This window comes from Synechococcus sp. B60.1 (assembly GCF_047462555.1).
Lineage (GTDB): Bacteria > Cyanobacteriota > Cyanobacteriia > Thermostichales > Thermostichaceae > Thermostichus.
Genome location: NZ_JANSJN010000004.1, coordinates 17,579 through 38,054, shown reverse-complemented (window position 1 = coordinate 38,054; position 20,476 = coordinate 17,579). Strand labels below are relative to the sequence as shown.

General features: G+C 60.4%; 22 protein-coding genes. 4 read left to right on the top strand and 18 right to left on the bottom strand.

Features of this window, described 5'->3' with window-relative positions; all coding sequences use genetic code 11:
- On the top strand, positions 1-432 hold a 432-nt coding region (locus tag NW863_RS01025), incomplete at its 5' end, for a MutS-related protein (protein WP_414363911.1).
- Between the two features lie 8 nt (positions 433-440).
- On the opposite strand, the gene NW863_RS01020 is transcribed toward NW863_RS01025, so the two are convergent.
- Complete coding sequence (locus NW863_RS01020; protein WP_414363910.1) at positions 441-1,091, bottom strand: cofactor assembly of complex C subunit B; 651 nt, start codon at positions 1,089-1,091, stop codon at positions 441-443.
- A 459-nt stretch (positions 1,092-1,550) separates the two neighbouring features.
- On the opposite strand from NW863_RS01020, the gene sigC reads away from it, so the two are divergent.
- Complete coding sequence (gene sigC / locus NW863_RS01015; protein ID WP_414363909.1) at positions 1,551-2,645, top strand: RNA polymerase sigma factor SigC; 1,095 nt, start codon at positions 1,551-1,553, stop codon at positions 2,643-2,645.
- A gap of 10 nt (positions 2,646-2,655) precedes the next feature.
- Here the strand turns inward: sigC and murJ are convergent, their stop codons facing one another.
- The 6 genes from murJ to NW863_RS00985 all read right to left on the bottom strand — a co-directional run bounded on the left by murJ (position 2,656) and on the right by NW863_RS00985 (position 8,246).
- Positions 2,656-4,302: a murein biosynthesis integral membrane protein MurJ gene (gene murJ, locus NW863_RS01010; protein ID WP_414363908.1), complete on the bottom strand. Its 1,647-nt coding sequence runs from the start codon at positions 4,300-4,302 to the stop codon at positions 2,656-2,658.
- A gap of 187 nt (positions 4,303-4,489) precedes the next feature.
- On the bottom strand, positions 4,490-4,846 hold the full coding sequence (locus NW863_RS01005) for a DUF4278 domain-containing protein (RefSeq protein WP_414363907.1): 357 nt from the start codon (positions 4,844-4,846) through the stop codon (positions 4,490-4,492).
- 212 nt (positions 4,847-5,058) lie between these two features.
- Complete coding sequence (locus NW863_RS01000) at positions 5,059-5,886, bottom strand: HEAT repeat domain-containing protein (RefSeq protein WP_414363906.1); 828 nt, start codon at positions 5,884-5,886, stop codon at positions 5,059-5,061.
- A 32-nt stretch (positions 5,887-5,918) separates the two neighbouring features.
- On the bottom strand, positions 5,919-6,776 hold the full coding sequence (locus tag NW863_RS00995) for a phycobilisome rod-core linker polypeptide (RefSeq protein ID WP_414363905.1): 858 nt from the start codon (positions 6,774-6,776) through the stop codon (positions 5,919-5,921).
- A gap of 274 nt (positions 6,777-7,050) precedes the next feature.
- Positions 7,051-7,533, bottom strand: coding sequence for a phycocyanin subunit alpha (locus NW863_RS00990; RefSeq protein WP_011430856.1), 483 nt, complete (start codon positions 7,531-7,533; stop codon positions 7,051-7,053).
- Positions 7,534-7,727: 194 nt separating this feature from the next.
- Positions 7,728-8,246 (bottom strand): phycocyanin subunit beta, encoded by a 519-nt coding sequence (locus NW863_RS00985; RefSeq protein ID WP_414363904.1) that lies wholly within the window; start codon positions 8,244-8,246, stop codon positions 7,728-7,730.
- 717 nt (positions 8,247-8,963) lie between these two features.
- On the opposite strand from NW863_RS00985, the gene NW863_RS00980 reads away from it, so the two are divergent.
- Positions 8,964-9,575 (top strand): chromophore lyase CpcT/CpeT, encoded by a 612-nt coding sequence (locus NW863_RS00980; protein WP_414363903.1) that lies wholly within the window; start codon positions 8,964-8,966, stop codon positions 9,573-9,575.
- A gap of 151 nt (positions 9,576-9,726) precedes the next feature.
- A complete protein-coding gene (pheS, locus tag NW863_RS00975) occupies positions 9,727-10,728 on the top strand; it encodes a phenylalanine--tRNA ligase subunit alpha (RefSeq protein WP_414363902.1) in 1,002 nt (333 codons plus the stop codon).
- A 1-nt stretch (position 10,729) separates the two neighbouring features.
- Here the strand turns inward: pheS and NW863_RS00970 are convergent, their stop codons facing one another.
- The 11 genes from NW863_RS00970 to NW863_RS00920 all read right to left on the bottom strand — a co-directional run bounded on the left by NW863_RS00970 (position 10,730) and on the right by NW863_RS00920 (position 20,211).
- Positions 10,730-11,026: a PipX family protein gene (locus tag NW863_RS00970; RefSeq protein WP_414363901.1), complete on the bottom strand. Its 297-nt coding sequence runs from the start codon at positions 11,024-11,026 to the stop codon at positions 10,730-10,732.
- A 190-nt stretch (positions 11,027-11,216) separates the two neighbouring features.
- Complete coding sequence (locus NW863_RS00965; protein WP_414363900.1) at positions 11,217-11,801, bottom strand: TIGR04376 family protein; 585 nt, start codon at positions 11,799-11,801, stop codon at positions 11,217-11,219.
- A 100-nt stretch (positions 11,802-11,901) separates the two neighbouring features.
- A complete protein-coding gene (locus NW863_RS00960; protein ID WP_414363899.1) occupies positions 11,902-12,654 on the bottom strand; it encodes an ABC transporter ATP-binding protein in 753 nt (250 codons plus the stop codon).
- Between the two features lie 59 nt (positions 12,655-12,713).
- The gene (locus NW863_RS00955; protein ID WP_414363898.1) at positions 12,714-14,474 is read right to left on the bottom strand and encodes an MBL fold metallo-hydrolase; all 1,761 of its coding nucleotides are present in this window, start codon (positions 14,472-14,474) and stop codon (positions 12,714-12,716) included.
- A 257-nt stretch (positions 14,475-14,731) separates the two neighbouring features.
- On the bottom strand, positions 14,732-16,225 hold the full coding sequence (locus NW863_RS00950) for a cellulose synthase (RefSeq protein ID WP_414363897.1): 1,494 nt from the start codon (positions 16,223-16,225) through the stop codon (positions 14,732-14,734).
- A gap of 130 nt (positions 16,226-16,355) precedes the next feature.
- Positions 16,356-16,625 (bottom strand): 50S ribosomal protein L27, encoded by a 270-nt coding sequence (gene rpmA / locus NW863_RS00945; protein ID WP_414363896.1) that lies wholly within the window; start codon positions 16,623-16,625, stop codon positions 16,356-16,358.
- Positions 16,626-16,685: 60 nt separating this feature from the next.
- On the bottom strand, positions 16,686-17,093 hold the full coding sequence (gene rplU / locus NW863_RS00940) for a 50S ribosomal protein L21 (protein WP_414363895.1): 408 nt from the start codon (positions 17,091-17,093) through the stop codon (positions 16,686-16,688).
- Between the two features lie 216 nt (positions 17,094-17,309).
- Positions 17,310-18,059, bottom strand: a complete 750-nt coding sequence (locus NW863_RS00935; RefSeq protein ID WP_414363894.1) for a photosystem reaction center subunit H — start codon at positions 18,057-18,059, stop codon at positions 17,310-17,312.
- Between the two features lie 52 nt (positions 18,060-18,111).
- Positions 18,112-18,393 carry a chaperone modulator CbpM gene (locus tag NW863_RS00930; RefSeq protein WP_414363893.1) on the bottom strand — a complete coding sequence of 94 codons (282 nt, stop codon included), beginning with the start codon at positions 18,391-18,393 and terminating at the stop codon, positions 18,112-18,114.
- A complete protein-coding gene (locus NW863_RS00925) occupies positions 18,390-19,322 on the bottom strand; it encodes a DnaJ C-terminal domain-containing protein (RefSeq protein ID WP_414363892.1) in 933 nt (310 codons plus the stop codon). The genes NW863_RS00930 and NW863_RS00925 overlap by 4 nt, the downstream gene beginning before the upstream one ends.
- Positions 19,323-19,449: 127 nt before the next feature.
- Entirely contained in the window at positions 19,450-20,211 is a 762-nt protein-coding gene (locus NW863_RS00920) for a ChaB family protein (RefSeq protein ID WP_414363891.1), read from the bottom strand.
- Positions 20,212-20,476: the final 265 nt, after the last annotated feature.

Below are 20,476 nucleotides of genomic sequence, written 5' to 3'. Positions count from 1 at the left end.
GCCTGGGCCGTGGCCGAATACCTGGCCACCCAAGTGCGCGCCCGCACCATCTTTGCCACCCACTACCACGAGCTCAACCAACTGGAGACGCTGCTGCCCAACGTGGCCAACTTCCAGGTGGTGGTTAAGGAGCTGCCGGATCGCATCATCTTTTTGCACCAGGTGCAGCCGGGGGGAGCCGACCGCTCCTATGGCATCGAGGTGGGGCGCATGGCCGGCCTGCCCCAGCCGGTCATCGAGCGGGCCAAACAGGTGCTGGCTCTGGTGGAACAACACAGCCGCATCGGCCTGGGCCTGCGCAACCAAGGGAAAAGCCGCCCTTCTTCAAACAACCCCAAAAAACAGTCCAAGCAAGAACCCCATTCCAGCGGGATCCCTGACTGCGATGCCACAGCTGGGGATCAACTGTCCTTTTTCCCCAAAGAGCTCTAGGGCTACTCTCAACCTGGATCCCGTTCTTGCAGCCCCAAGGTAGTGGCCAGCACCTCCAGCTCCTCCCGCTGCCCCTCTACCCACAGCAGGGATCCGGGGGGCGGATCGGCCTCTTGCAACCTTAGGCGGAGCTGCTGCGGGCGGTGATTGCGCCGCCAGTAGTACCAGCCTGCCCAAGGAGAGACCAACAGCAGTGTCCAGGGCCAAACTCCCCAACCCGGCTCCAGCACCTGCAGCACCAAAGCCAGACAGGCCAGCCCCGCTCCCGCCAGCCCCGTCAAAAAAACGGCCAGTCCCACGCTAGGCCGCGCCTGACCCACAAAGGTGGCGATCCCCTCTGCATCGGCAGATTGCAAGCGATAGGCGCGCCCCTCCAGGTGCTCGCGAAGGAGGGATCCCATTTCCTCCAGGTTGCGGCTGCTAGAATAGAGACGGGCTTCGAGGCGGTCTTTGCCAGAGGCTCGCAGGAAAAAGAAGAGGCCAATGGCCAGCAAGACCGTCAGCAGCAGCGTCGAAATTGTCTCTCCCTGCAGGGAAAAAGAGGTTGCTACTGCCGCGCGTGCCTGGGCGAGAGAGCCAAAGTTAACGAGCGGCGCAACTGCGATCGAGGCTCTCTCTCCTGACCAGAAAGAAGGGGAGTTGGCAAGAAAGTAGCTCATGAAATGCTAGTTTGCACGCCTGCTGGCCAGTTTAGACTACCGAGAGGGGTTGGGTGCCCCCCTCCAAAGAAAAACCAAGTTGCCACCTCTATCGCCTTGTAGCCCACCTGGGCAAGAATCCAAGGACAGTGCGCTTTTCAGCAAGGTCGGTGGCAGTTTAAGAGAAGGGGACTCTACGTCGGATCTAGTGACTCTCGCCTGGGAAGGGCAACTATAATTAAGTTATGATAAGACGATTGTGCTTTGCTGACTATTGTAACTTCCCCTCCCTAGGGTAGCTTCTTTATAGAAGGGCAGAGCTCTACAACGAGGCGTGAGGAGGGCAGTGCTTGTCTCACTTGAGCGATGATAGCGCAAAGCAACGCCTCAGGGAGACACTGAACCCAGAGATTTCCTCATGGTCCTGCCCTTTTGGTTGACCTGTTTGCCTGCTTCTGTCGCTATCCAACAACACCTTACATGTCTAACTACGAACCTGAGCTCAACGATATTTTGTTCGATGGCGATCTCCTCGATCCTGCTGAGGAAGCAGAGGTAGATCTGGCCGAGAGCGAGTTTGCAGAAGAGGAGCCAGCTCGCCGCTCCACCGATCTGGTGCGCCTTTATTTGCAGGAGATCGGTCGTGTTCCCCTTCTGGGTCGCGATGAGGAGGTGGCTCTGGCCCAAAGAGTCCAAGACTACATGAAGCTCTTGGATGTGCGCCTGCGCCTGCAGAAGGAGTTGGGACGGGATCCGACCCTCGCTGAATGGGCGGCCAGAGCCAACCAGTACCCTGAGTGGGCCAACCTCACTCCCGAAAAGCTGCAGCAGATCCAGCGAATTGGCAAGCGGGCCAAGGAGCACATGATCAAAGCCAACCTGCGCCTGGTGGTGTCGGTGGCGAAAAAATACCAAAATCGCGGCCTGGAGCTGCTGGATTTGATCCAGGAGGGCACGCTGGGCCTGGAGCGAGCGGTGGAGAAGTTTGACCCCAAGAAGGGCTATCGCTTCAGCACCTATGCCTACTGGTGGATCCGGCAGGGCATCACCCGGGCTATCGCCACCCAAAGCCGTACCATCCGCCTGCCCGTTCACATCACTGAGAAACTGAACAAGATCAAGAAAGCGCAGCGCAAGCTCTCCCAAGAAAAAGGCCGCACTCCCACCATCGAAGACATTGCCTCCGAGTTGGAGATGACTCCGCCCCAAGTACGAGAGCTGTTGGTACGGGTGCCGCGCTCGGTCTCTCTGGAAACTAAGGTGGGCAAAGACAAAGACACCGAACTGGGGGATCTGCTGGAAACCGACGACATCTCCCCCGAGGAGACGATGATGCGGGAGGCCCTGCATCGCGATCTGCAGCAGTTGCTGGCGGATCTCACCAGCCGCGAGCGGGATGTGATCCGCATGCGCTTTGGCTTGGGGGACGGGCGCACCTACTCGCTGGCGGAGATTGGCCGCGCCTTGGATCTGTCGCGGGAGCGGGTACGGCAAATCGAGGCCAAAGCCCTGCAAAAGCTGCGCCAGCCGAAGCGGCGCAACCGAGTTCGGGACTACCTCGAAGCCATCAGCTAGCCGGGCCTGCCTAGGATCTGGGTAGGGATCGCCGGCTGGCAATCTTGGGCAGGCGGGCCTGGAGCTGGACTGCCAGCCACTCCACTTCCGGGATCCGCAGATACAGGGCCCCTGCTGCAAACAAGCTGAGGCCTAGGCCAGCGGCTAGACTAGCCCCCAGGACGGCAGTAAGCAGCGGGGATCCCAGGATCTCCTGGGAGCGCAGTTGTGTCCACAGCCAGGAACTGAGGCCCCCGGCCAAGGTGGTGATCCCCAGCAACGGCAGCAGGGCCTGTCCCATCTCCCGCCAAGGGATCCCCGGCAGGCGCTGGTGGAGGCGGATCCCTAGCCCAATCAGAGCCATCAGGTTAACGCCTGCCGTAGCTAGGGCAATGCCCGGTGCTCCAAAGGTGGGCAAAAACAGGAAGTCCAGCAGGGCGTTGAGGCCAATGGACAAGCCACTAATACGCAGCGGCGTAGCCCCATCCTCCAGGGCGTAAAAGATGCGCACCAGCACATCCCGCAGCAAGTAAAAACTTATCCCCAGACCATAGGCCCTCAGCAGGGCCGCCACCTCCTGGGTCACCTCCGGCGTAAAGCGCCCCCGCTGGTAGGCTATCTGGACGATGGGTTCAGCCAGGGCCACCAACAGCATCGCAAGGGGCAGGGTGAGGATGGCCGTAACCATCAGCCCTTGGCGGATGCGTTGGCGCAACTCCGACCAGCGGGATCCATCCCCTGCCAACTGGGCGTAGAGGGGCATCAGGGGCACCAGCACCATGTTGGAGAGGATCCCCAGGGGAGTTTGCACCAAAAGCTGAGCGTAGCCCAAGTTGCCAATGGTGCGATCCCCAGGCACGAAGGAGGCAAAAAAGAGATCCACGTAGACATTGATGTGGATCATGCCGGAGGAGACTACTGCCGGCAGCAGCAGCAGGCCCACCGCCCGCACCGGCGGGGATCCCCAGTCAAAGCGCAGCCGCAGCCGCCCCAGCCCCAGCCGCATCTGCAGAGGCACCTGCGCCAGCCACTGGGCAATGGCGCCGATGAGCACACCCCAGGCTAGTAAAGTGGGGATCCCTGTCCACCCCAACGTGACCAGGATCCCGATGACGGCCAGGCTGGAGATGAGGGGGCTGAGGGCGGGCAAGAGGTAGTGCTCGGCTGCATTGAGTGCCCCAAAGCCAATGCCAATCCAGCCCGAGAGCAGGGCCAGCGGCGCCATGATCCGCAGTTGCTGAGCGGCGAGGACATGCACTTCGGGGCTGGCCCCTGGGGCACTCAGGTGTACCACCCAGTCGGCTCCCCACCAGAGGCCCAAGGTCACCGCCAAAAGCAAGCAGCCCACCAGGGTAGAGATGGACTCTAGCCAGCGGGCTGGATCCTCTCTTCCCGGCTGCTGCTTTTTGAGCACGCTGACGATAGCGCTGTGGAAAGGTCCGTTGATCCCGCCCAGCAAGATCAACAAAAAACCAGGCAGGACGTAGGCTATGCTAAAGGCGCTGTACTCTGGCCCTGAGCCGTAGACTGCAGCAATTAAGGCCTGCCGGACAAACCCCATGCCCTTGCTAAGCAGCGTGGCCCCTGCCACCAGTCCTGCCACTGAGAGCAAGGAACGGGGTGGAGAAGACGCGGCGGAGCCCCCTGGGATCCCTTCCCGCCTGGCAGACTCCTCCATGTCCCTAGCTCCCCACCGCCGCTTTGGCAATGGACAACTGTCGGGATGCCCCAATCGGTTCCTTCGCAGGATTCACCCACAAGCTCACAGCTGCTACCCCCTCGCTTCGGCATAGGGCAGCACTATTATCCCGAATTCTCCGAACCTCGAGAGGGAGGGCGGGGACTTTCGTTAGTCAAGATAGAGCTCAGGCCAGCAGTTGTCGCTCCTGCTCCAGTTGCTGCAACAAATGCTCATCTCCGCGGGCCTGGGCAGAGCGGATGCGCTCCTGCAGCCGGCTCAGCAGATGCTGCCGATGGGTTTCTTTGACTAGGGTCATAAAGTCCTTGCGCAGGGAGATAACCTCGCTCGCTGCCTTCACCTCCGGATTGAGGACAAGGCCTCGATACGTCAAGACAAAAGACTGCGGCAGCGCCATAGCCGCCAATTGAGCTGGCCAGCTCCACGCCAAGCCCCGGTACTGCGCTGGCACCTCCTGCCGCTGGCAGGTTGCGGAGACAGAAGGGACAAAGGGGTGGGCAATGCCCCGGTAGGTCAGTTGCATAGGAAGACTCCCCCACATGAACTGCGGCGAAATAAAGGGACGCCCCTGCACCGGCCTCTCAGAAGCCGTTAGACAACAGCTCCTGCTTCCTGGATGCGGCTCAGAGGGTAAAACCCAACTTTATTCTGTATCAGCTTTAACAAAATAAGCCCTTAGGTGTCAACTTTAGGTCGAGGTCGCCTTCCCAGCTCTACCTCTCCCTGCCCAGAGGGTTAGAGCAGCTCGTCGATTAGCCATAGCACCTGCTGTAGGTCAGTGCTAGCCTCTTTCCCACATCTAAGGTTTATCTCCACCAACTGCTTGAGGGCGAGCAGCTTGATGTTGGCCTCGACCGCTGCCGCTGCCATGGCTTGGGCCGCTGGCAGGTAGCCACTAGCCCCCAAATCGAGAAGGGCAGCCCGCCGCAGATGAATGTTGGGGTGATCCAACGCCGACAGTAGCGGCTGGACAAAAGTGGGATCCCCTGTCAGGCGGTAACAGGCCCGCGCTGCCGCCCATTGCAGGCGAATCGAGGGGTGCTCCAGATAGGGGCGGATCTGCCCCAGGGCGGCAGCCACCTGCAGATGTCCAAGAGCCTCAATCAAAGCCTCCAAGGCGGCAGGCGCTTCTGTCTGCAAACCTTGCTCTACCCAGCGCAGCCCTTCGAGCAAAGCGGCTCCCAGCTCTCCAGCTTGCCTGGGATCCTGGTCAAGGTTATTGGCCAGGGCAATCTCCACCAGCGCCTGGGCGGCTGCCGCCACCACTTGGCCATCGGAGCAGCGCAAAGCCTCTTTCAGGGCCGGGATCCCAGCAGGGGAGGCCACCTTACCCAGGGCACGGGCGGCGTTGCGCCGCAGCGGATATCCCCCCTGCGTGGTGCGATCCGTCTCATCGGCCAAGGCTTCGATCAGGGCCGGGATCCCTTCCACAACCCGCATGCGTCCCAGCCACCACGCCGCATAGTAGCGCTCCCCCGGATCCCCGTGGCGCAGCTTGGCGATCTGGCCGGCTGGGGTGAGATCGGCGGCTGGAGGGGGATCTGGAGGAACAGCCGTGGTCATAGCCTCAACAGGCCAGAGCGCCTCCAGAGGCCTCAAGCGCTGCGGACGCTGACGATCTTGGCGCCCGACTTGAGCAGCCGCTGCATCGTCGCCGAGAGCTGATCGGCAGAAACGAAGATCTGCTGGTTGGATTTGCGCACCCGGCTGGAGGTGGCCAGGGCCGAGGGCGGGTTAAGCAGCCGCGTCACCTCAATGCAAAACATGCGGTCGGACTGGCCCGTTGGCGGCCCCAAGTGTTTGGTAATGGGGCTGGGGGGCAGCAGCCCCCGCACCCCGATGCGGCGGATGGCCGGAGTAAAGCCGGTGGCCAGGGGCATCATCAAGCGCGGCCTGCGCCCCTGGGAACGGTCGTTGTTGGCGTAGCCTCCGTAGAGGGCAAAGAGGTTGGTGAAGTCGCGGGTGGTATGAGCCTTGCGGTATTCAAACCCGCGCGGATAGGGGACGATGTTGTCGCCAAACGCTTCCAGGTATTCTGGGCTATCGATATAGGAGTCGATCTCCGCGCTGTGGCCCCCCGTGTGGTAAATGTCCAGGTGTCGGGCAATATCCTTGGGGCTGGTGGGAGCCCGCCCCAGCAGGTGCTTGAAGTTGAGCTCGATGGCGCGGGTCTGGGAGTTAGGGTACAGAAACCGCCTCTTATAGGCTTCGGACTTGGCGATTAAGCGCACAAACTCCCGCACCGTCAGGCTACCTTGGCGTAGCAACGATTCTGCACTGGCCAGCTCCTTCCTGTCTGCCCCAAACAGGTGATCGTTGCCCAGCACCTGGCGATAGATGGCCCGCAGGATCGCATTGAGCTGATCCTGGCTGGCATTAGGGCGCAATTCCAAGGGAGTTGTCTCTGTAATGCCCCGGATCCCCATTCGGCTTGCCGCTGTGATTCCACTCATGCTAATTCCTCATGATGAAACTGGCTGGATTAACTTTGAAAAAAGCTTGAAAAGGCTGCTTTGGCTCACCTCTCAACTCAACAACCCTCAGCAGCACAAATATGGGGTTGAAGCAAGAGCAACAGTGGCGCTTTCCCCTCTGGGAGAGAGATCCTTAGACCCAACCGGCCAAAGGGATCCCTTTCTCGCCACCGTTGCCCCTGATAACCTTTCTTCGCCATCCCCCTCAAGCGCCGGGCTGGCCACCTTTTTGGGGGATCCCAAGCTGCAGAACCTAGCTGAGCGCGTTGATGGCGTAGTCGATGTAGGTGTTGGCTTCGGTGGCCGCTTGCCCTGTCAGGCCATGGTTGGCTTTGATGTAGCGTAGCGCTTCGATAAACCAACTGGGGGAGAGTTCAAAAGCGGCGTTGATCTCGCGGATCCCGGCCAACTGGTACTCATCCAGCGGGCCAGTGCCACCGGCTACCAAGCAGTAGGTGATGTAGCGCAGGTAGTGGCGCACGTCACGGGCGCACTTGTCTTTGCCCGCTTGGGTGTGGCATTGTCCGCCGGGCTGAGTGGTATAGGGGAACTTGGCATAGACGGCCTCGGTGGCGCCGCGCACCAGCTCTTCGGCACGGCTGCTCAGGACTCGGGCAGCTTCCATGCTGGCGGCAGCCCGCTGAAAACGGCCGTTGATGGCCTGCAACTCGCTGTTGCTCAGATAGCGCCCCTGGCTATCGGCGGTGGCAATGGCATCGACAATAGGGGTTTGCATGATTCAAAACGCTCCTTTACTTAAGCTCAACGCAAAAATCAGGGCAACCAACACTGCAAAAGAGGCTCAGTTGCAAAATGACTGCAAAAAAGGTCGCTTTTTCAGGGATCCCAGGCCAACCCGAGTTGAACTCCGCGGCGGCCTTCACCAGAGGATCCGGGTGTTTCAGATGAAGCAATGGAGATTCCGGCCTATCAGACCACCGCAGCAGCAGCGCGATCGAAGTAAGACTCGATTTCGGCAATCAAAGCGCTGCAATCACCCCGGGTGATGCCGTTGGGATCGTTCACCACCGCCACCGCAGCTTTTTTCATTTTTTGAATGCCGTTGGCCACAGAGCTACCAGGGGTGCCCAGCGCCTGATAGGTTTCCCGCAAGCCGTTCAAGCAGCGCTCGTCCAGCACGCTGGGGTCAGCGGCTGCCACAGCATAGGTGATGTAGCGGAGAATGATATCCATATCCCGCATACAGGCGGCCACATTGCGGCTGGGGTAGGCAGGGCCGCCGGGAGCGTTCAAATTGGGCTCCTCGGCAAACAACTGACGGATGGCATCGGTCACGATTTTAGAAGCGTTGCTGGTGAGGCGGTTCACGGCATCCAAGCGCTTGTTCCCCTCGGCAATCACCTGCTGCAGAGCCGCAAACTCGTTTTCTCCCAAGAAAGCACCTTTGGAGTCAGCTTGCGCAACAACTTTGCCAAATACATCGTTCATGGCTTTAAATCTCCTAGCGAAAGCAAAAGAGGTTATGAATCAGCACTCCCTGCTGCGGAAGTGAGAGCTCCCGCCAGCCAGGAAGGCAGCAATGCCCCGATCCCCGATGCCGACCGGCGCTGTTGGCACAGCTCTTTGTCCCAACAGACCTGCCGACGGGATCAAAGCCCGTAGAAACAAGATGGGCAAGCTAATCCCCGACCCGCCTCCAGTCAAACGGCTCCACCGGCGAAGCCGCTTGCCAACACATGCCGAGGGATCCCGCTTGTAAAGATCCTCCCCTGCTGACAACCTGAACTGGACAGATGAGGAAAAGCTGGCTCGCCTTGTTTCCAGTCTTTTTTTATCGCGAGGACGGGAAGCGATTGAATCAAAAAATGTAAAGGGGCTTTACCTGCCGCAAAAAGTCTCGGATCCTCATCCAGACCGGCAATCTCAGTCTTTTCGCTCCACCCTTCAGGGCCTTAATTTTTACAGAAAAGAACATTACTTCATACAGCTTTACGAGATACATAGTAATGTCAACCGCGATTGTGGCTTTGAGATCCAGGACAGGCCCGCTTCTGTATCCATGCAAACCTTTTCATAAAAGATACATAATTTAACATTTACGGAACTTCCTCGGCAGAGCAGAGGTTGGGGAAAATCTGAGCAGGTTGTCGTTGACCGCCTGGGATTTTCGGTATAAGTCCCTACGGAATTCCTGGATGCGTGGTTATGTCGAACTGGTCGGAGTCCACCTCTTCCCCCGAGCTGTTGCAGATGGCGCGTTGGCTGGCGGGAGACTTCAGCAACCAAGAGCAAGCCTGGGAGAACCCACCTTTTTTTGCCTCGATCCGGGTGGCCTATCGTCCCTTGCCAACTGCTGTGCTGGGGGGGATTGGCTTCTATGTGGAACAGGCCTACAGCGGCCATTTGGAGGAGCCCTATCGTCAGGCAGTGGTGGAACTCACCCAAGTAGGGGACGGGATCGTGATTCGCAACTACCGTCCTCTGCAGCCGCAGCGGTGGCGGGGGTGTGCTCGCGAGAAAGCGGAGCAACTTAGCCAACTGAGCGCTGCCGATCTGGCCTACCTGCCGGGGTGTGATGTGCAGGTGAAGAGGCAGGGATCCCTCTTTGTCGGCGTGACAGAGCCGGGTTGCCGCTGTTGTGTGGTGCGCAACGGCCAAACCACCTATTTGCAGACCACCTTGCACCTGAGCGAGAGCGAGTTTTGCAGCCACGATCGCGGCATAGATCCGGTTACCCACCGCCAGGTGTGGGGAGCTTTGGCCGGCCCTTTTCGCTTTCGCAAGGTTGTCGATTGGCAGGTGGAGCTGCTGCAGTAGGTGGGAAGAGGATCCCTGGCCAATCTCGGCGCCGTGGGCGAAAGATGATACTTTTGGAGGAAGCAACTGCGGCCCGCCACCTGTCCGAACAGGGATCCTTTCTGCTGGCTGCTCGGCAACGCTGACGCGAATGTGCGAATGAACTATCCCCATGCAAGACGAACAAGACACGCTTCGCCAACAGCTTCTTGCCCTCCAAGATGAGGCGCTTGCCCAGGTGGCGCAGGCTGCCGATCTGGAGGCCTTGGAGCAGATCCGCATCGACTATCTGGGCAAAAAGGGGAAGCTCTCGAAGATCTTGGGGGGCATGGGGAAGCTGCCCCCGGAAGAACGGCCTGCCATTGGCGCTTTGGCCAACACCTTCAAAGAGGCCCTACAATCCAGCCTGGATGAGCGCAAACGGGCCTTGGCCGAAGCCCAGCTCCAGGCCCGCCTGGAGGCGGAGCGGCTGGATGTCACCATGCCGGGGCCGCGCCGGCCCTTGGGGCGGATCCACCCTTTGCAGGCCACCATCGACCGCATGCTCGATATCTTTGTGGGGATGGGCTACACGGTGGTTCATGGCCCGGAGATCGAGACAGAGTACTACAACTTCGAGGCCCTCAACACCCCCGCTGACCACCCGGCGCGGGACATGCAGGATACCCTCTACCTAGAAAAGGGTTATCTGATGCGCACCCAAACCTCTTCGGTCCAGGTGCGGTATATGGAGCAACACCAGCCGCCCCTGCGCATTGTGCATGCCGGGCGAGTGATGCGCCGCGATACCGTCGATGCCACCCACTCTGCCGTGTTTCACCAGATGGAAATTTTGGCGGTGGGCGAGAACCTCACCTTTTGCGACCTGAAGGGCACCCTCAAGGAGTTTGTCACTCGCCTGTTGGGCCAGCGAGAAACCCGCTTCCGGCCCAGCTATTTTCCTTTCACGGAGCCTTCTGCCGAGATGGATGTGCGTTTTGGCTCCAAGTGGCTGGAAATTTTTGGCTGTGGCATGGTGGATCCCAATGTGTTTCAGGCGGTCGGCTATGACCCGGAGCGCTACACCGGCTTTGCAGCAGGGATCGGCGTCGAGCGGGTGGCCATGCTTCTACACGGCATTCAAGATATCCGCCTGTTCTACAGCAGCGACCTGCGCTTTTTGTCGCAATTTTAGGTCAGGAAAAGGTGCGTTTGTAAACCAACTGCAGGTGCTCCAGCTCGTCTTTGCGATTGGCACGGCGCAAAAGGCGCATTTGTTCTTCGAGAACTTGGCGGGCTTCATTGCGGCTAATCGGGTCAAAAACCAATTCTTCCAGAGCAGATGGATCGGCGTTGTGATCGGGGGGCTTGAAGTAAACCCGAAAAAACAGCCTTTGGGCATAAAGGGTGGTGAAGATGGCCTGACTTTCGTCAACCCGACACAGGCTGTAGAGCAAACCAAATGTAGGGTGATTCAGATACAGCTCATTCATGACCAATAGCGTATCACTCTTTGTGGAGAAGAGGGGCTTTCCTTCTCGTTCGCTGGCCGAGAAAGTTGCTGAAATGATTTTGCTCCGGCTCTTGAGACCAAGAGCGCAAATCAGAGGTTCCACCCAGCCTGATTTTGGCTTTTGCGACTGGATTCAAGATTAACAAAGCTTTTAGACACAGGTCGGGCTGCTATCGCCGCTGCTGTTCCTGCGCCTTTTTCTTCATGTCATCCAATTCCTTATCTACCGCTAGTCGCATCTCCAGCCGACGAAATTCTTCCTCCAATTTATCCTCTTCAAACAGGCTGCCCCAGCGGTTGAACTGCGGATCCGGCTCGCCAGCCTTCTGGGCTTGGGCGGCTTTGACTTCTTGGAGCTTGGTTTTCACCTCTTGGCGGCGCTGGGCAATTTGCGGTAGCAGAGCTTCCAGTTGCTGGATTTTCTCCTCCAGAGCCTTGCCTTGGCCAAACACCCGACTCCCTTTCTCCAAAAGCTCGGCTTCCCGTCGGCGTGCCCCTTCGGCCAGATCGGGGCGATTGGCCCGCTCGGCCTTTTCGATGCGAAAGTGCCAGGTCTTGATCTCCTCGCCCAACTCGGAGAGAGCTTCGCTGAGGGCCTGCTTCTGAGCGCGGCTTTCCTGCAACAGCCGCAGAGTATCCGCTTCCTGCTGGCGCAACTGCTCATCAAGAGCCTGCAGCTCGATCTCGGGGTGGGCCCTAAGAAATTCCTCCAGGCGGGTTTCCAAAAATCGGATGATATCTTCGATGAATTTCATGGGCCGATCCTCGTTGGCCGAGCGCTCAGTTAGCTGCGTTTAGACTAGCGCAAGCCAGCCCCTTGCGGTGAGATCCCCAGATCCTGGATCCCTGTCTGCCTCAAGCCAACAGACGCCCGTCTCCAAGTCGGATAATGCGCTGGGCGGCTTGGGCCACTTCCAGGTCATGGGTAACCACGACAAGAGTAATGCCCTGGCGGTGGAGCTCGGCAAAAAGGTTGAGCACTTCCTGGCTGGTGTGGCTGTCTAGGGCGCCGGTGGGCTCATCAGCCAACAACAGTTGCGGTCGGTTGACGATGGCCCGGGCAATGGCCACCCGCTGTTGCTGGCCGCCGGAGAGCTGGGCTGGGCGCTGGTGCAGCTTGCTCCCCAAGCCCACCTGTTCTAAAGCTTGCTTGGCCCGCCGGCGCTGTTCTGGCTCCGGGATCCCGGCATAGGCCAAGGGGAGCATGACGTTTTCCAGTGCTGTCAGAACAGGCAGCAGATGAAACTGCTGGAAGACAAAGCCGATCTTTTGGTTGCGAATCCGGGCTAGCTCCCGATCCGTCAGAGTGGAAACCTCCACGCCGTCCAGCCAGTAGCGCCCTGAGCTGGGCCGATCCAAACAGCCCATGAGGTTCATCAGGGTGGACTTGCCGGAGCCGGAGGGCCCCATGATAGCACAGTGCTCCCCAGCCTCGATCACCAAGTCAATATCGTAGAGGGCCTGAAAGCTGCCTTCCGGCAGCGGATAGATCTTGTTCACCCCGACCATCCGCACCACGGGCGGGCGAGGCGAGGCCAAGGCGGCAGGGTGCTCCAGGGATCCCACGGGCCCCTGGTGACGATCTGCCCAGGGTTGTTGCTCAAGCATGGTTGACACCGCGACTGGCCCCATTCTAGCGAGCCTTTGGGCGGCAACTGCCCTGGTCCCTAGCCGGAAGAGCGGATCTCCTGCGGTTGGTGGTAGGGGCAGCTTCCTTGGGGATCCACCCGGAGGCGGTAGAGGGGGGAGCGCTCCTGGTCGCAGCGAAGAACTTGGGTGTGGGCTGTCAAGATCTGGCGGGCAAAGCGGCAGTTCTGGCACCTCATGCTCCCGGCAGCGAAGACAGGGGCGGGTTTGGGGCGCGGCACGATGCCGGTGGCGGGGGCGGACTCTGCCGGGCGGATCAGCTCTCGCGGCGAAAGGCCGCGCAGCACCAGTTCAGATCCCTGCCAGCGGGCTTCCACCAGGCCGGTATCGGCCCAAGCGGCCCAACGGGGATCCTGGGCAATCTGAGGGGGCAGACGCACCTGCACACCAGCCAAGGCCCGGGGCGAGCCCTGTTCCTGCCAGATCTCTTCCACCTCCCCCTCGTAGCGCAAGGTGGGATCCCTGGGAGATTCTGACGGCTTGACTTGGGTTTGCAGGCGCCCGTCGGGTAACTCCAGCCAATGGCCGGGTTGAGGGCAGTGAACATGGTAACGGTTGCACAGCTCCGGCAGATCCGCCAGATCCTGCACCTGCTGGGGGCTGGCGTGCACCAAAACCACATGTTGGGGGCGAAAGGTGTGGACGATCTGGGTCAGATGCCCAACATCGTTGTGGCTGTGCCAGGCCAACCACTCCACCCCAATGCGGGAGCGCAGTGGCGCTGGCCATTGGTCAAAGGGGGTGGCCAACTCCACTTCCGGCAGCCGCACTAGCAAGCAGGAGCGCTGCGGTTGGGCCAGCAAGCGCGACCAGATGGGCTCCCAGGCTTCGGGCCCGGCGTCGGCATCGCACAGCAATAGGCCCTGGGGCAAGGGATCCACCTCCGTAAGGGGCTGCACCCGCGGCTGCAGGCGGTCTTCCCAGAACAAGGGCTGATAGGTGGCGAAATTGCGCACTGGCTCTGGCAGGTAGGGAAGCAAGCGTTCGTAGAGATCGCAGCCTGCGGCTAGCCCTGGCGCCACCCACACTGTCAGCTCTTGGGAAGCCTGGGTAAAGCGGTGGTGGGCTTTGAGGAGGAAAATCAACTCCTGGCCCAGCCCCAATACCGGCAGCGGAAACAGCACTGTCTGTCCTGCTGCCAAGGCGCTGATCAGGCGCTCCACCAGGCGGTTTTCCAGATGGCGACGGGGTGGATGGCGAGCGGATCCCAGCGAGGCTTCGATGAGCAGCACGTCCGGCTGCCAATGGCGCAAAGCGGCGAGATCCAAGCCGGGAGCAAAACGGGTAGAGGCCAGGGAACAGTCGCCGGTGTACACGCAGGTTTGGGCGGGGGCGGCTTGGGTGTTTTGCAACAGTGTCGTCGCCGCCCCCGGCAGGTGCCCGGCTGTGAAAAAGGTGAGCATCAGATGGGGCAAGATCTCCCGTGCCTGGCCAAAGGGCAGTGCCCGAAAGGGAGGAAAGCGAATTTCCCGGTCGTAGCCCGGCCAAACGCCCCGCTCCCACAAGCCGCTGGCCAAGTGGGCGGTCAGGGGGGTGGCATAGATAGGCACCTGCGGGTAGCGACGATAAAAGGCGGGCAGCCCCTGCAGGTGGTCAAAGTGAGCATGGCTGCAGATTACTGCATCCGGGATCCCTGGCAAGGCTTTGAGGAGAGCGGGAGCAGGCAAGCCACAATCGAGAAGCAAGCGGTGGGATCCCATCTCCAGCCAGTAGGCACACCCCTGCTGCCGGGGATCCGTGCCCAGGGGGATTAGTCGAAGGGGAGATCTCTCTGACTCCACAGATGTGTTGTTTTTAACTAGAAGACCACGCTCAATCCTGCAAACCACAAGGGCGGCTCGGACCGAGATCGCCCCTCTCCCCGGTACACCTCCCGGAAAAGCAAGGGCAACCTATGCCGATCCTGCTATCCTATCCTTCTTCCAGCATAGCTGTTGCCCACTGTACGCCGGGGCAGCCGGCAATTTTCTCTATGCTCTCCATGCAACAGCGGGATGATAGGGGAATTTGGCTTTGCCATGTGCCTGGCTTGGCAGCCCTAGGAGTTGGGGAGCGCATCTGTTGTTTCTTCCGGCGCCGGGTTGTGGCTACGCAAGGCAAAGCCGGCAAAATCGTGATCGTCCGGGCGCACCGTTAGAACCATCAGGTTGTAGAAGGCCCAGACTAGGCCAAACAGCAGCTCTAGCCAGGTTGGATCCCAGTTGCCAGCAAAGCGCAGGGCTCCCACCCCCATTGCTGCTAGTGTCAGCACAATGGCCAATGCCTGCGGGCCGAGAGAGAGTTGGGACGGCTGTTCGGGATAGGGGGGCACCCCCCGCAACGCCTGCACCAACGCCTGAATGGACTGGAAAAACTGGCTACCTGTCTGTCGTTCTGACTGCCACGCAGCCCCCCACAGAGAGGGAGGAAAAGCCAACAGCCAGGTGAGCCGCCCTAGAAGGGCGTAGGGCAAAAACCAGGCAAAAAAGACCCTATCAAAGGCCGGCACCGGCATCCAGCCCGTGCAGAGAAAGAGGATCGGCACCGCCAAATAGGCCAGCTCTGCCACGCCGCCAGCAGCCCAGAGGGCCAGCCACAGGTACTGAAAGCGCTGCTGCTGCGTAGTTGGCTTGCCCCAGAAGGGATTTTCCCGCAAGGCCGAAAAAATCGCCAGCAGAGCCACGCGGCGGTTGCGCAGGGGCAACAAAACGCCGGTGACCTGGGCCTGGCGCACCAGGTGGGACTGCCAGCCGCGGCAGTGCATCTGACACCCCAACTGCACAGGGCGGCGAATGTCAATTTGCGGGATCCCCTCCAAAGCCGCCCGCCGAATGAGACAGCCGGATCCCAGCAGCGGTGCCGCCTGGTAGCCTTGGGATCCCACCGCCAAAAGCTGCTGTAGGGGGTGAACGGCCTGGGGCCGGCCCAGGGTGCGCAGCATCGCCTGCACAAAGCCGGTGGCATTGGCGATGGGAGCCCGCTCCGGTGAGTCATAAAACAGGGGCAACGTCTGCCACAAAAAATCCGGCTCGACAAAATGGCCCGGCTGCAACAGCAGCAGATATTCTCCCTGGATCTGGCCGGATCCCAGCAGGTAGGCTAGGGGATCGGTCGTGGGGGTGGGGCAAGGCCAGTACTCGCAGGGGATGGCCTGTGCCACCTTGGCCATCTCTCCGTCTTCCACCCGATCCACAATATGGACAAACAGTCGCTCCCAGGGGTAGTCCAGGCGCAGAGCCGAGAGCACCGTCTGCCGGGTCGCTTCCAGAGAATCCCGCTGGCGCATCACCAGCACATCCACCCGCGGCAGTTGAAAAAACGACCGCCGCAGCACCTCTGGCCCTGGCACCGCCTTTTGCCTCACCTGGGAATAGCGGCTGAGGATAAAGCCCACCGCCGCCAGCCAAACGTACAGCTCCGCCCCCCAAAACACAAGGGATCCCAGGCCTGTCAGCCCCTCGGTGATGCGCCAGTAAAGGTACGCCACCCCAGCGATAAGGTGGAGCAACCCCACTCCCCGAAACAAAGACATCCGCATAGCCGCAGATCTCACAGGCGCTCCACACAGTGCTGGGCATTGGGCCGGGCCCAGATCTGCCCCCTTTGCCCACAGACAGGCCAGGGGATGTGACAAATTGAGCTATCTTGGGCAGTCGCCCGGCCAGAACAGGTCAAGTCGCTGCCTATTGGGCAGCCGTCTCAACCGGGTAGACACTCACCTTTTTCCGCCACTTGCCGTAGCGCTCAAAGGTGACAATGCCGGTGGCTACCGCAAACAAAGTGTCATCGCCGCCGATGCGCACGTTCACCCCTGGGTGAAACTTGGTGCCCCGCTGTCTCACCAGGATGTAGCCGGGATGCACCAGCTCGCCGCCAAAGCACTTCACCCCCAGCCGCTTGGCATTGGAGTCGCGGCCGTTGCGGGTGCTGCCGGTTCCTTTCTTGTGAGCCATAATGCCTCCTGTGCAAGTGTGTCGTCGCCGAAGATAAGTTGCGATCCTAAAGTTTAGGGCCTATTCCTCCGCCTCGGGGATCCCGGCTGCAGCAGTTGCCGTTTCAGAAGTGGATGGCGAGGCAGCCTGAGCGGCGGCGAGGGGCGTCCCGTTGAGTTCGATGGACTCGATCAGCACACGGGTGAGCATCTGCCGGTGTCCCCTTTTCTTGCGGGTCTTTTTCTTCGGCCTCATTTTGTAGACGAGGATCTTGGCGCTACGGCGGTGCTGCAGAACCCGCGCCCTGACCACGGCCTCGGCAATATAGGGACGGCCCAGGGTTACCTGTCCCTCATGGTTAATCAACAACACCTGGGACAGGGTCAAAGGGCTGTTCTCTTCTATGCCGGGCAGGCGATCGATGTCGTAAAAGCGCCCCGGCTCTACCCAAAGCTGCTTGCCACTGGTTTCCACAATCGCGTAGGTCATGCCTTTTCCTTGCCGTACAGGTGCCCCTGCGGGTCTTGAAACCTGATCCGAGCATTGACAGCGATTTTTAATGCTAGCGGAAAAACCTGCCTCCTGTCAGCTAGGGCTATTCCCTCACCCCCATCCCCTCTCCCAAAGGGAGTCAGCCCAAGCGCTCCGCGCCGCTCACGCGAACACCCCCGGCCCCTCTCCCAAAGGGAGAGGGGAGTTGGAGCATCACTCGGTTAGCTTCTCCCAGGCGGCCTGAAGGGCAGCTTGCATGCGCTGGGCGGCGCGGCTGAGGCGCTGTTGCCAGGTTGTCCATTTTTGCTGCAAAAACTCTGCCGCCTCATCCAGCAGGGAAAGGTCAAACTTGCCCCCTTTGGCCAGCTCGTCTCGCACCTGCTTGACCTTGACACGCACCACCTCCGGCGGATCCTGGGGGCCGACCAGGGCTTTGAGGCGATCCCCCATGCGCTGGATGAGCTGCTTGACTTGGCGGGATTTTTCGCTCCAAAAGTTCTTTAGGCCCTCAGTCTCCGATTTGAGGCGCTGGGGAGCATCTTCCTTGACCACCACCGCGTCCACGTCGATCGCCTCTACATCCTCAGGTAAGAGGACGGCGCGCCCTCCCCAGGGCTCGGCAATGCTGCCCCCCAGGATGTAAGCAGCAATGGATCCGGTCTCCCAGTCGAAGAGAAAATCCTCAATCCAACCCACCGGCTGATCCCCAATGCGCACTGTGCGCCGGTAGAGGGAGCTGAGGGGCGTTGCCGGGGTGGCAAAGACGGCGGAGTAGGTCAGCAGCGCGTCCGGCCCGATGAGTGAGATCTGCTCCAGGGGAGTGTAGCCCTGCTGGCTGGTGAAGTAGCAGACCCGTCCCTGGGGATCGACCCAGATTTCTTCGACGGTGCCCAGGGCCGTGGCGGTGCTGCCATCCAGGGCCAGCAGGCCCACCACTTGGCTGCGTCGGACGACTTGTTCCATAGAGAAATTCTCCTGACTTGCGGGATTCAAGGGGGATGGAGGCTTGGGCTGCTTAGCCTCCGCGGTAGTAGTGTAGCTGCGCCCTAAGGCGGGCAATCTCCTGGGCCATGTCCAAGACCATCGCTGCCCCAACCCAGTTGAGGCCCAAGTCGCGATGCAGACGGATCATCTGCACCAGGCGCCGCAGTTGCTGGGGGGTGAGGTAGCTGCTTTCGGCTTCCACCAAACCCTGAGCCAGCAGCCACTCCAAGAGGTGGGGCGGGATCCCAGCTACTTCGCTGGCCTGCTCAAAGGTATAGAGCCGTTCTTCCACCCGCACAATGGCCAAGCTCATAGCTTCACCTCCTGCAAGTAGGCGCGGGGATCCCAGCTCCGATGTTGCCGCAGTTTCTCGTAGAGATCCCGCTCAGTGGGGGAGAGGGATTTGGGCGTGACAACCTTTAGCCGCACCAGCAGGTCACCTCGCTGCCCTTGGGGATCCCGCCAGCCTTGGCCGCGCAGCCGCAGGGTTTGGCCGCTATCGACGCCGGCAGGGATCTTCAGTTGCACCCGACCGGTGGGGGTGGGGACTTCCGCCGTGCCGCCCAAAACTGCCTCATCGGGCGTGATGGGCAGCTCGCAGAGCAGGTTGTCGCCGTCAAAGCGGAAGAAGGAGTGGGGAGGCAGCTCCAGGGTGAGGTAGAGATCCCCCCTCGGCCCGCCAAAGGGGCTATATTGGCCTTTGCCCTTGACGCGGATGCGACTGCCCGGTTTGGCGCCGGGAGGAATGCGGATGGTGAGGGTTTCGCCATCCACGCTCAGCCGCTTTTGGGTGCCGTGGAAAGCTTCTGCCCAGGTGAGGCCTAGCGTGGCTTCTACGTCTTGCCCTGGCAGATCCACCGAGACAAACGGCCCAAACCCGGTGGTGAAACCCTGGAAGCCGCCGCGGCGGGATCCCATGCGGCCCAGCAGCTCGTTGATAAAGTCCTCGAAGGTGGCGTACTGGGCAAATCCCTCCATGCCCGGCCCTGCTGCGGCACCGCTGCCCACCCGTTGCCAGTACTGGCCAAACTGGTCGTAGCGCCGCCGCTTGTCGGGATCCGAGAGCACCTCGTAGGCTTCGTTGATCTCCTTGAAGCGCTCCTCGGCTGCCTTGTTGCCGGGGTTAACGTCGGGGTGATACTGGCGAGCCAGCTTGCGATAGGCGCGCTTGATCTCCTCTAAAGAAGCATCTCGGCTGACGCCCAGGATCTGGTAGTAGTCCTTGAAATCGCTCGCAGCCATAAGCTCACCCCTACGAAATCAGGTTAAGGCTTTTCAGGATACTTCTCAGAATGTAAGGTGGGTATTGAAGAGACGGAGCCACGGCGGGGCAGTTGGCTCTGCCCCTGCTGTTGAGAAGCTATCTGGGCTAGGGCTTGCGCCTGGAAAAGATTCCCTTGTCGTCCCTTGTGAAAACTTGTTTAACCTTTTCCCAAGCCTTGAGCAGGGCCTGGGTGACAGGGTTGCCCTCTGCCTTGGCCTGGTTATAGGCTTCCACAAAGGTTTGCTGGGCTTCTTCTGAGAGATCGGCGCGGATTTCTGGGGAGATGGTCTCCGGCGTCAGGTTGCCTTCTGGCTCGCTAGGCAAGTTCAAGTCGGCAGTGGCCACCTCTTCACCGCCGGCACTTTGCAACAGCAAGTAGATTTCGCCGGCTTTTTCCTCCGGCACCTGCACCACCAAGAGGAACTCACCTGCTTGCACCCGGGTTTGGTAGATGGCAGCTTTCTCCTGCGGCATGCCCAGGGCAATGAGGGCGGATCCCAGCCCCGCTCCCAGCGCCCCGTAGAGAGCGCCGCCGGTTGCCCCCAGCAGCGCCGCTCCCAAAGGTCCAGCGGCCACCACCGCTCCCAAAAAGGGAATAAACAGCACCCCTACCCCTGTAAGTAGCCCCAACAGGGAGCCAAACAGGGATCCATAAATGGCGCCGCTGGTCAACCCGTCGAGAACCACATCCTTGCGGGTGATAAAGCCGCTGATTTTGGCTTCCGTTTGAAAATTGCGGCCAATGATGGAGATGCGATCGTTGGGGATGCCGCGGTTGAGCAGGCGCTGGATGCACTCTTGGACTTTGGCTTCTTCTTTGAAAACGGCAGAAACGCACTTTTTGGGGGCTTGGGCGAAGGCACTCATAAAAGCTCCTGGGAAAGTTTTGGCCGAGAAGGCTGAGGGCAGCTTTTGGCAAGCTTTTCCCCTCTTTGCCCATGCCGCCCATTATCTCCCTCTGCCGCCTCAGGGGAAGTCGAGGGATCGCGAAACTCCTGGAGCGATCTCCGTACTGAGGAGGCCTGCCCAAGCGCCCCGCGCCGCTGGCCTTCACTCCCAGCCCCTCTCCCTCAGGGACAGCCCAAGCGCTCCGCGCCGCTCACGCGACCACCCCCAGCCCCTCTCCCTCAGG

Bases quoted from the DNA above. Each gene is read 5' to 3' on its own strand.
- NW863_RS01020 (WP_414363910.1), bottom strand. From the start codon at position 1,091: ATGAGCTACTTTCTTGCCAACTCCCCTTCTTTCTGGTCAGGAGAGAGA.
- sigC (WP_414363909.1), top strand. From the start codon at position 1,551: ATGTCTAACTACGAACCTGAGCTCAACGATATTTTGTTCGATGGCGAT.
- murJ (WP_414363908.1), bottom strand. From the start codon at position 4,302: ATGGAGGAGTCTGCCAGGCGGGAAGGGATCCCAGGGGGCTCCGCCGCG.
- NW863_RS01005 (WP_414363907.1), bottom strand. From the start codon at position 4,846: ATGCAACTGACCTACCGGGGCATTGCCCACCCCTTTGTCCCTTCTGTC.
- NW863_RS01000 (WP_414363906.1), bottom strand. From the start codon at position 5,886: ATGACCACGGCTGTTCCTCCAGATCCCCCTCCAGCCGCCGATCTCACC.
- NW863_RS00995 (WP_414363905.1), bottom strand. From the start codon at position 6,776: ATGAGTGGAATCACAGCGGCAAGCCGAATGGGGATCCGGGGCATTACA.
- NW863_RS00990 (WP_011430856.1), bottom strand. From the start codon at position 7,533: ATGCAAACCCCTATTGTCGATGCCATTGCCACCGCCGATAGCCAGGGG.
- NW863_RS00985 (WP_414363904.1), bottom strand. From the start codon at position 8,246: ATGAACGATGTATTTGGCAAAGTTGTTGCGCAAGCTGACTCCAAAGGT.
- NW863_RS00980 (WP_414363903.1), top strand. From the start codon at position 8,964: ATGTCGAACTGGTCGGAGTCCACCTCTTCCCCCGAGCTGTTGCAGATG.
- pheS (WP_414363902.1), top strand. From the start codon at position 9,727: ATGCAAGACGAACAAGACACGCTTCGCCAACAGCTTCTTGCCCTCCAA.
- NW863_RS00970 (WP_414363901.1), bottom strand. From the start codon at position 11,026: ATGAATGAGCTGTATCTGAATCACCCTACATTTGGTTTGCTCTACAGC.
- NW863_RS00965 (WP_414363900.1), bottom strand. From the start codon at position 11,801: ATGAAATTCATCGAAGATATCATCCGATTTTTGGAAACCCGCCTGGAG.
- NW863_RS00960 (WP_414363899.1), bottom strand. From the start codon at position 12,654: ATGCTTGAGCAACAACCCTGGGCAGATCGTCACCAGGGGCCCGTGGGA.
- rpmA (WP_414363896.1), bottom strand. From the start codon at position 16,625: ATGGCTCACAAGAAAGGAACCGGCAGCACCCGCAACGGCCGCGACTCC.
- rplU (WP_414363895.1), bottom strand. From the start codon at position 17,093: ATGACCTACGCGATTGTGGAAACCAGTGGCAAGCAGCTTTGGGTAGAG.
- NW863_RS00935 (WP_414363894.1), bottom strand. From the start codon at position 18,059: ATGGAACAAGTCGTCCGACGCAGCCAAGTGGTGGGCCTGCTGGCCCTG.
- NW863_RS00930 (WP_414363893.1), bottom strand. From the start codon at position 18,393: ATGAGCTTGGCCATTGTGCGGGTGGAAGAACGGCTCTATACCTTTGAG.
- NW863_RS00925 (WP_414363892.1), bottom strand. From the start codon at position 19,322: ATGGCTGCGAGCGATTTCAAGGACTACTACCAGATCCTGGGCGTCAGC.
- NW863_RS00920 (WP_414363891.1), bottom strand. From the start codon at position 20,211: ATGAGTGCCTTCGCCCAAGCCCCCAAAAAGTGCGTTTCTGCCGTTTTC.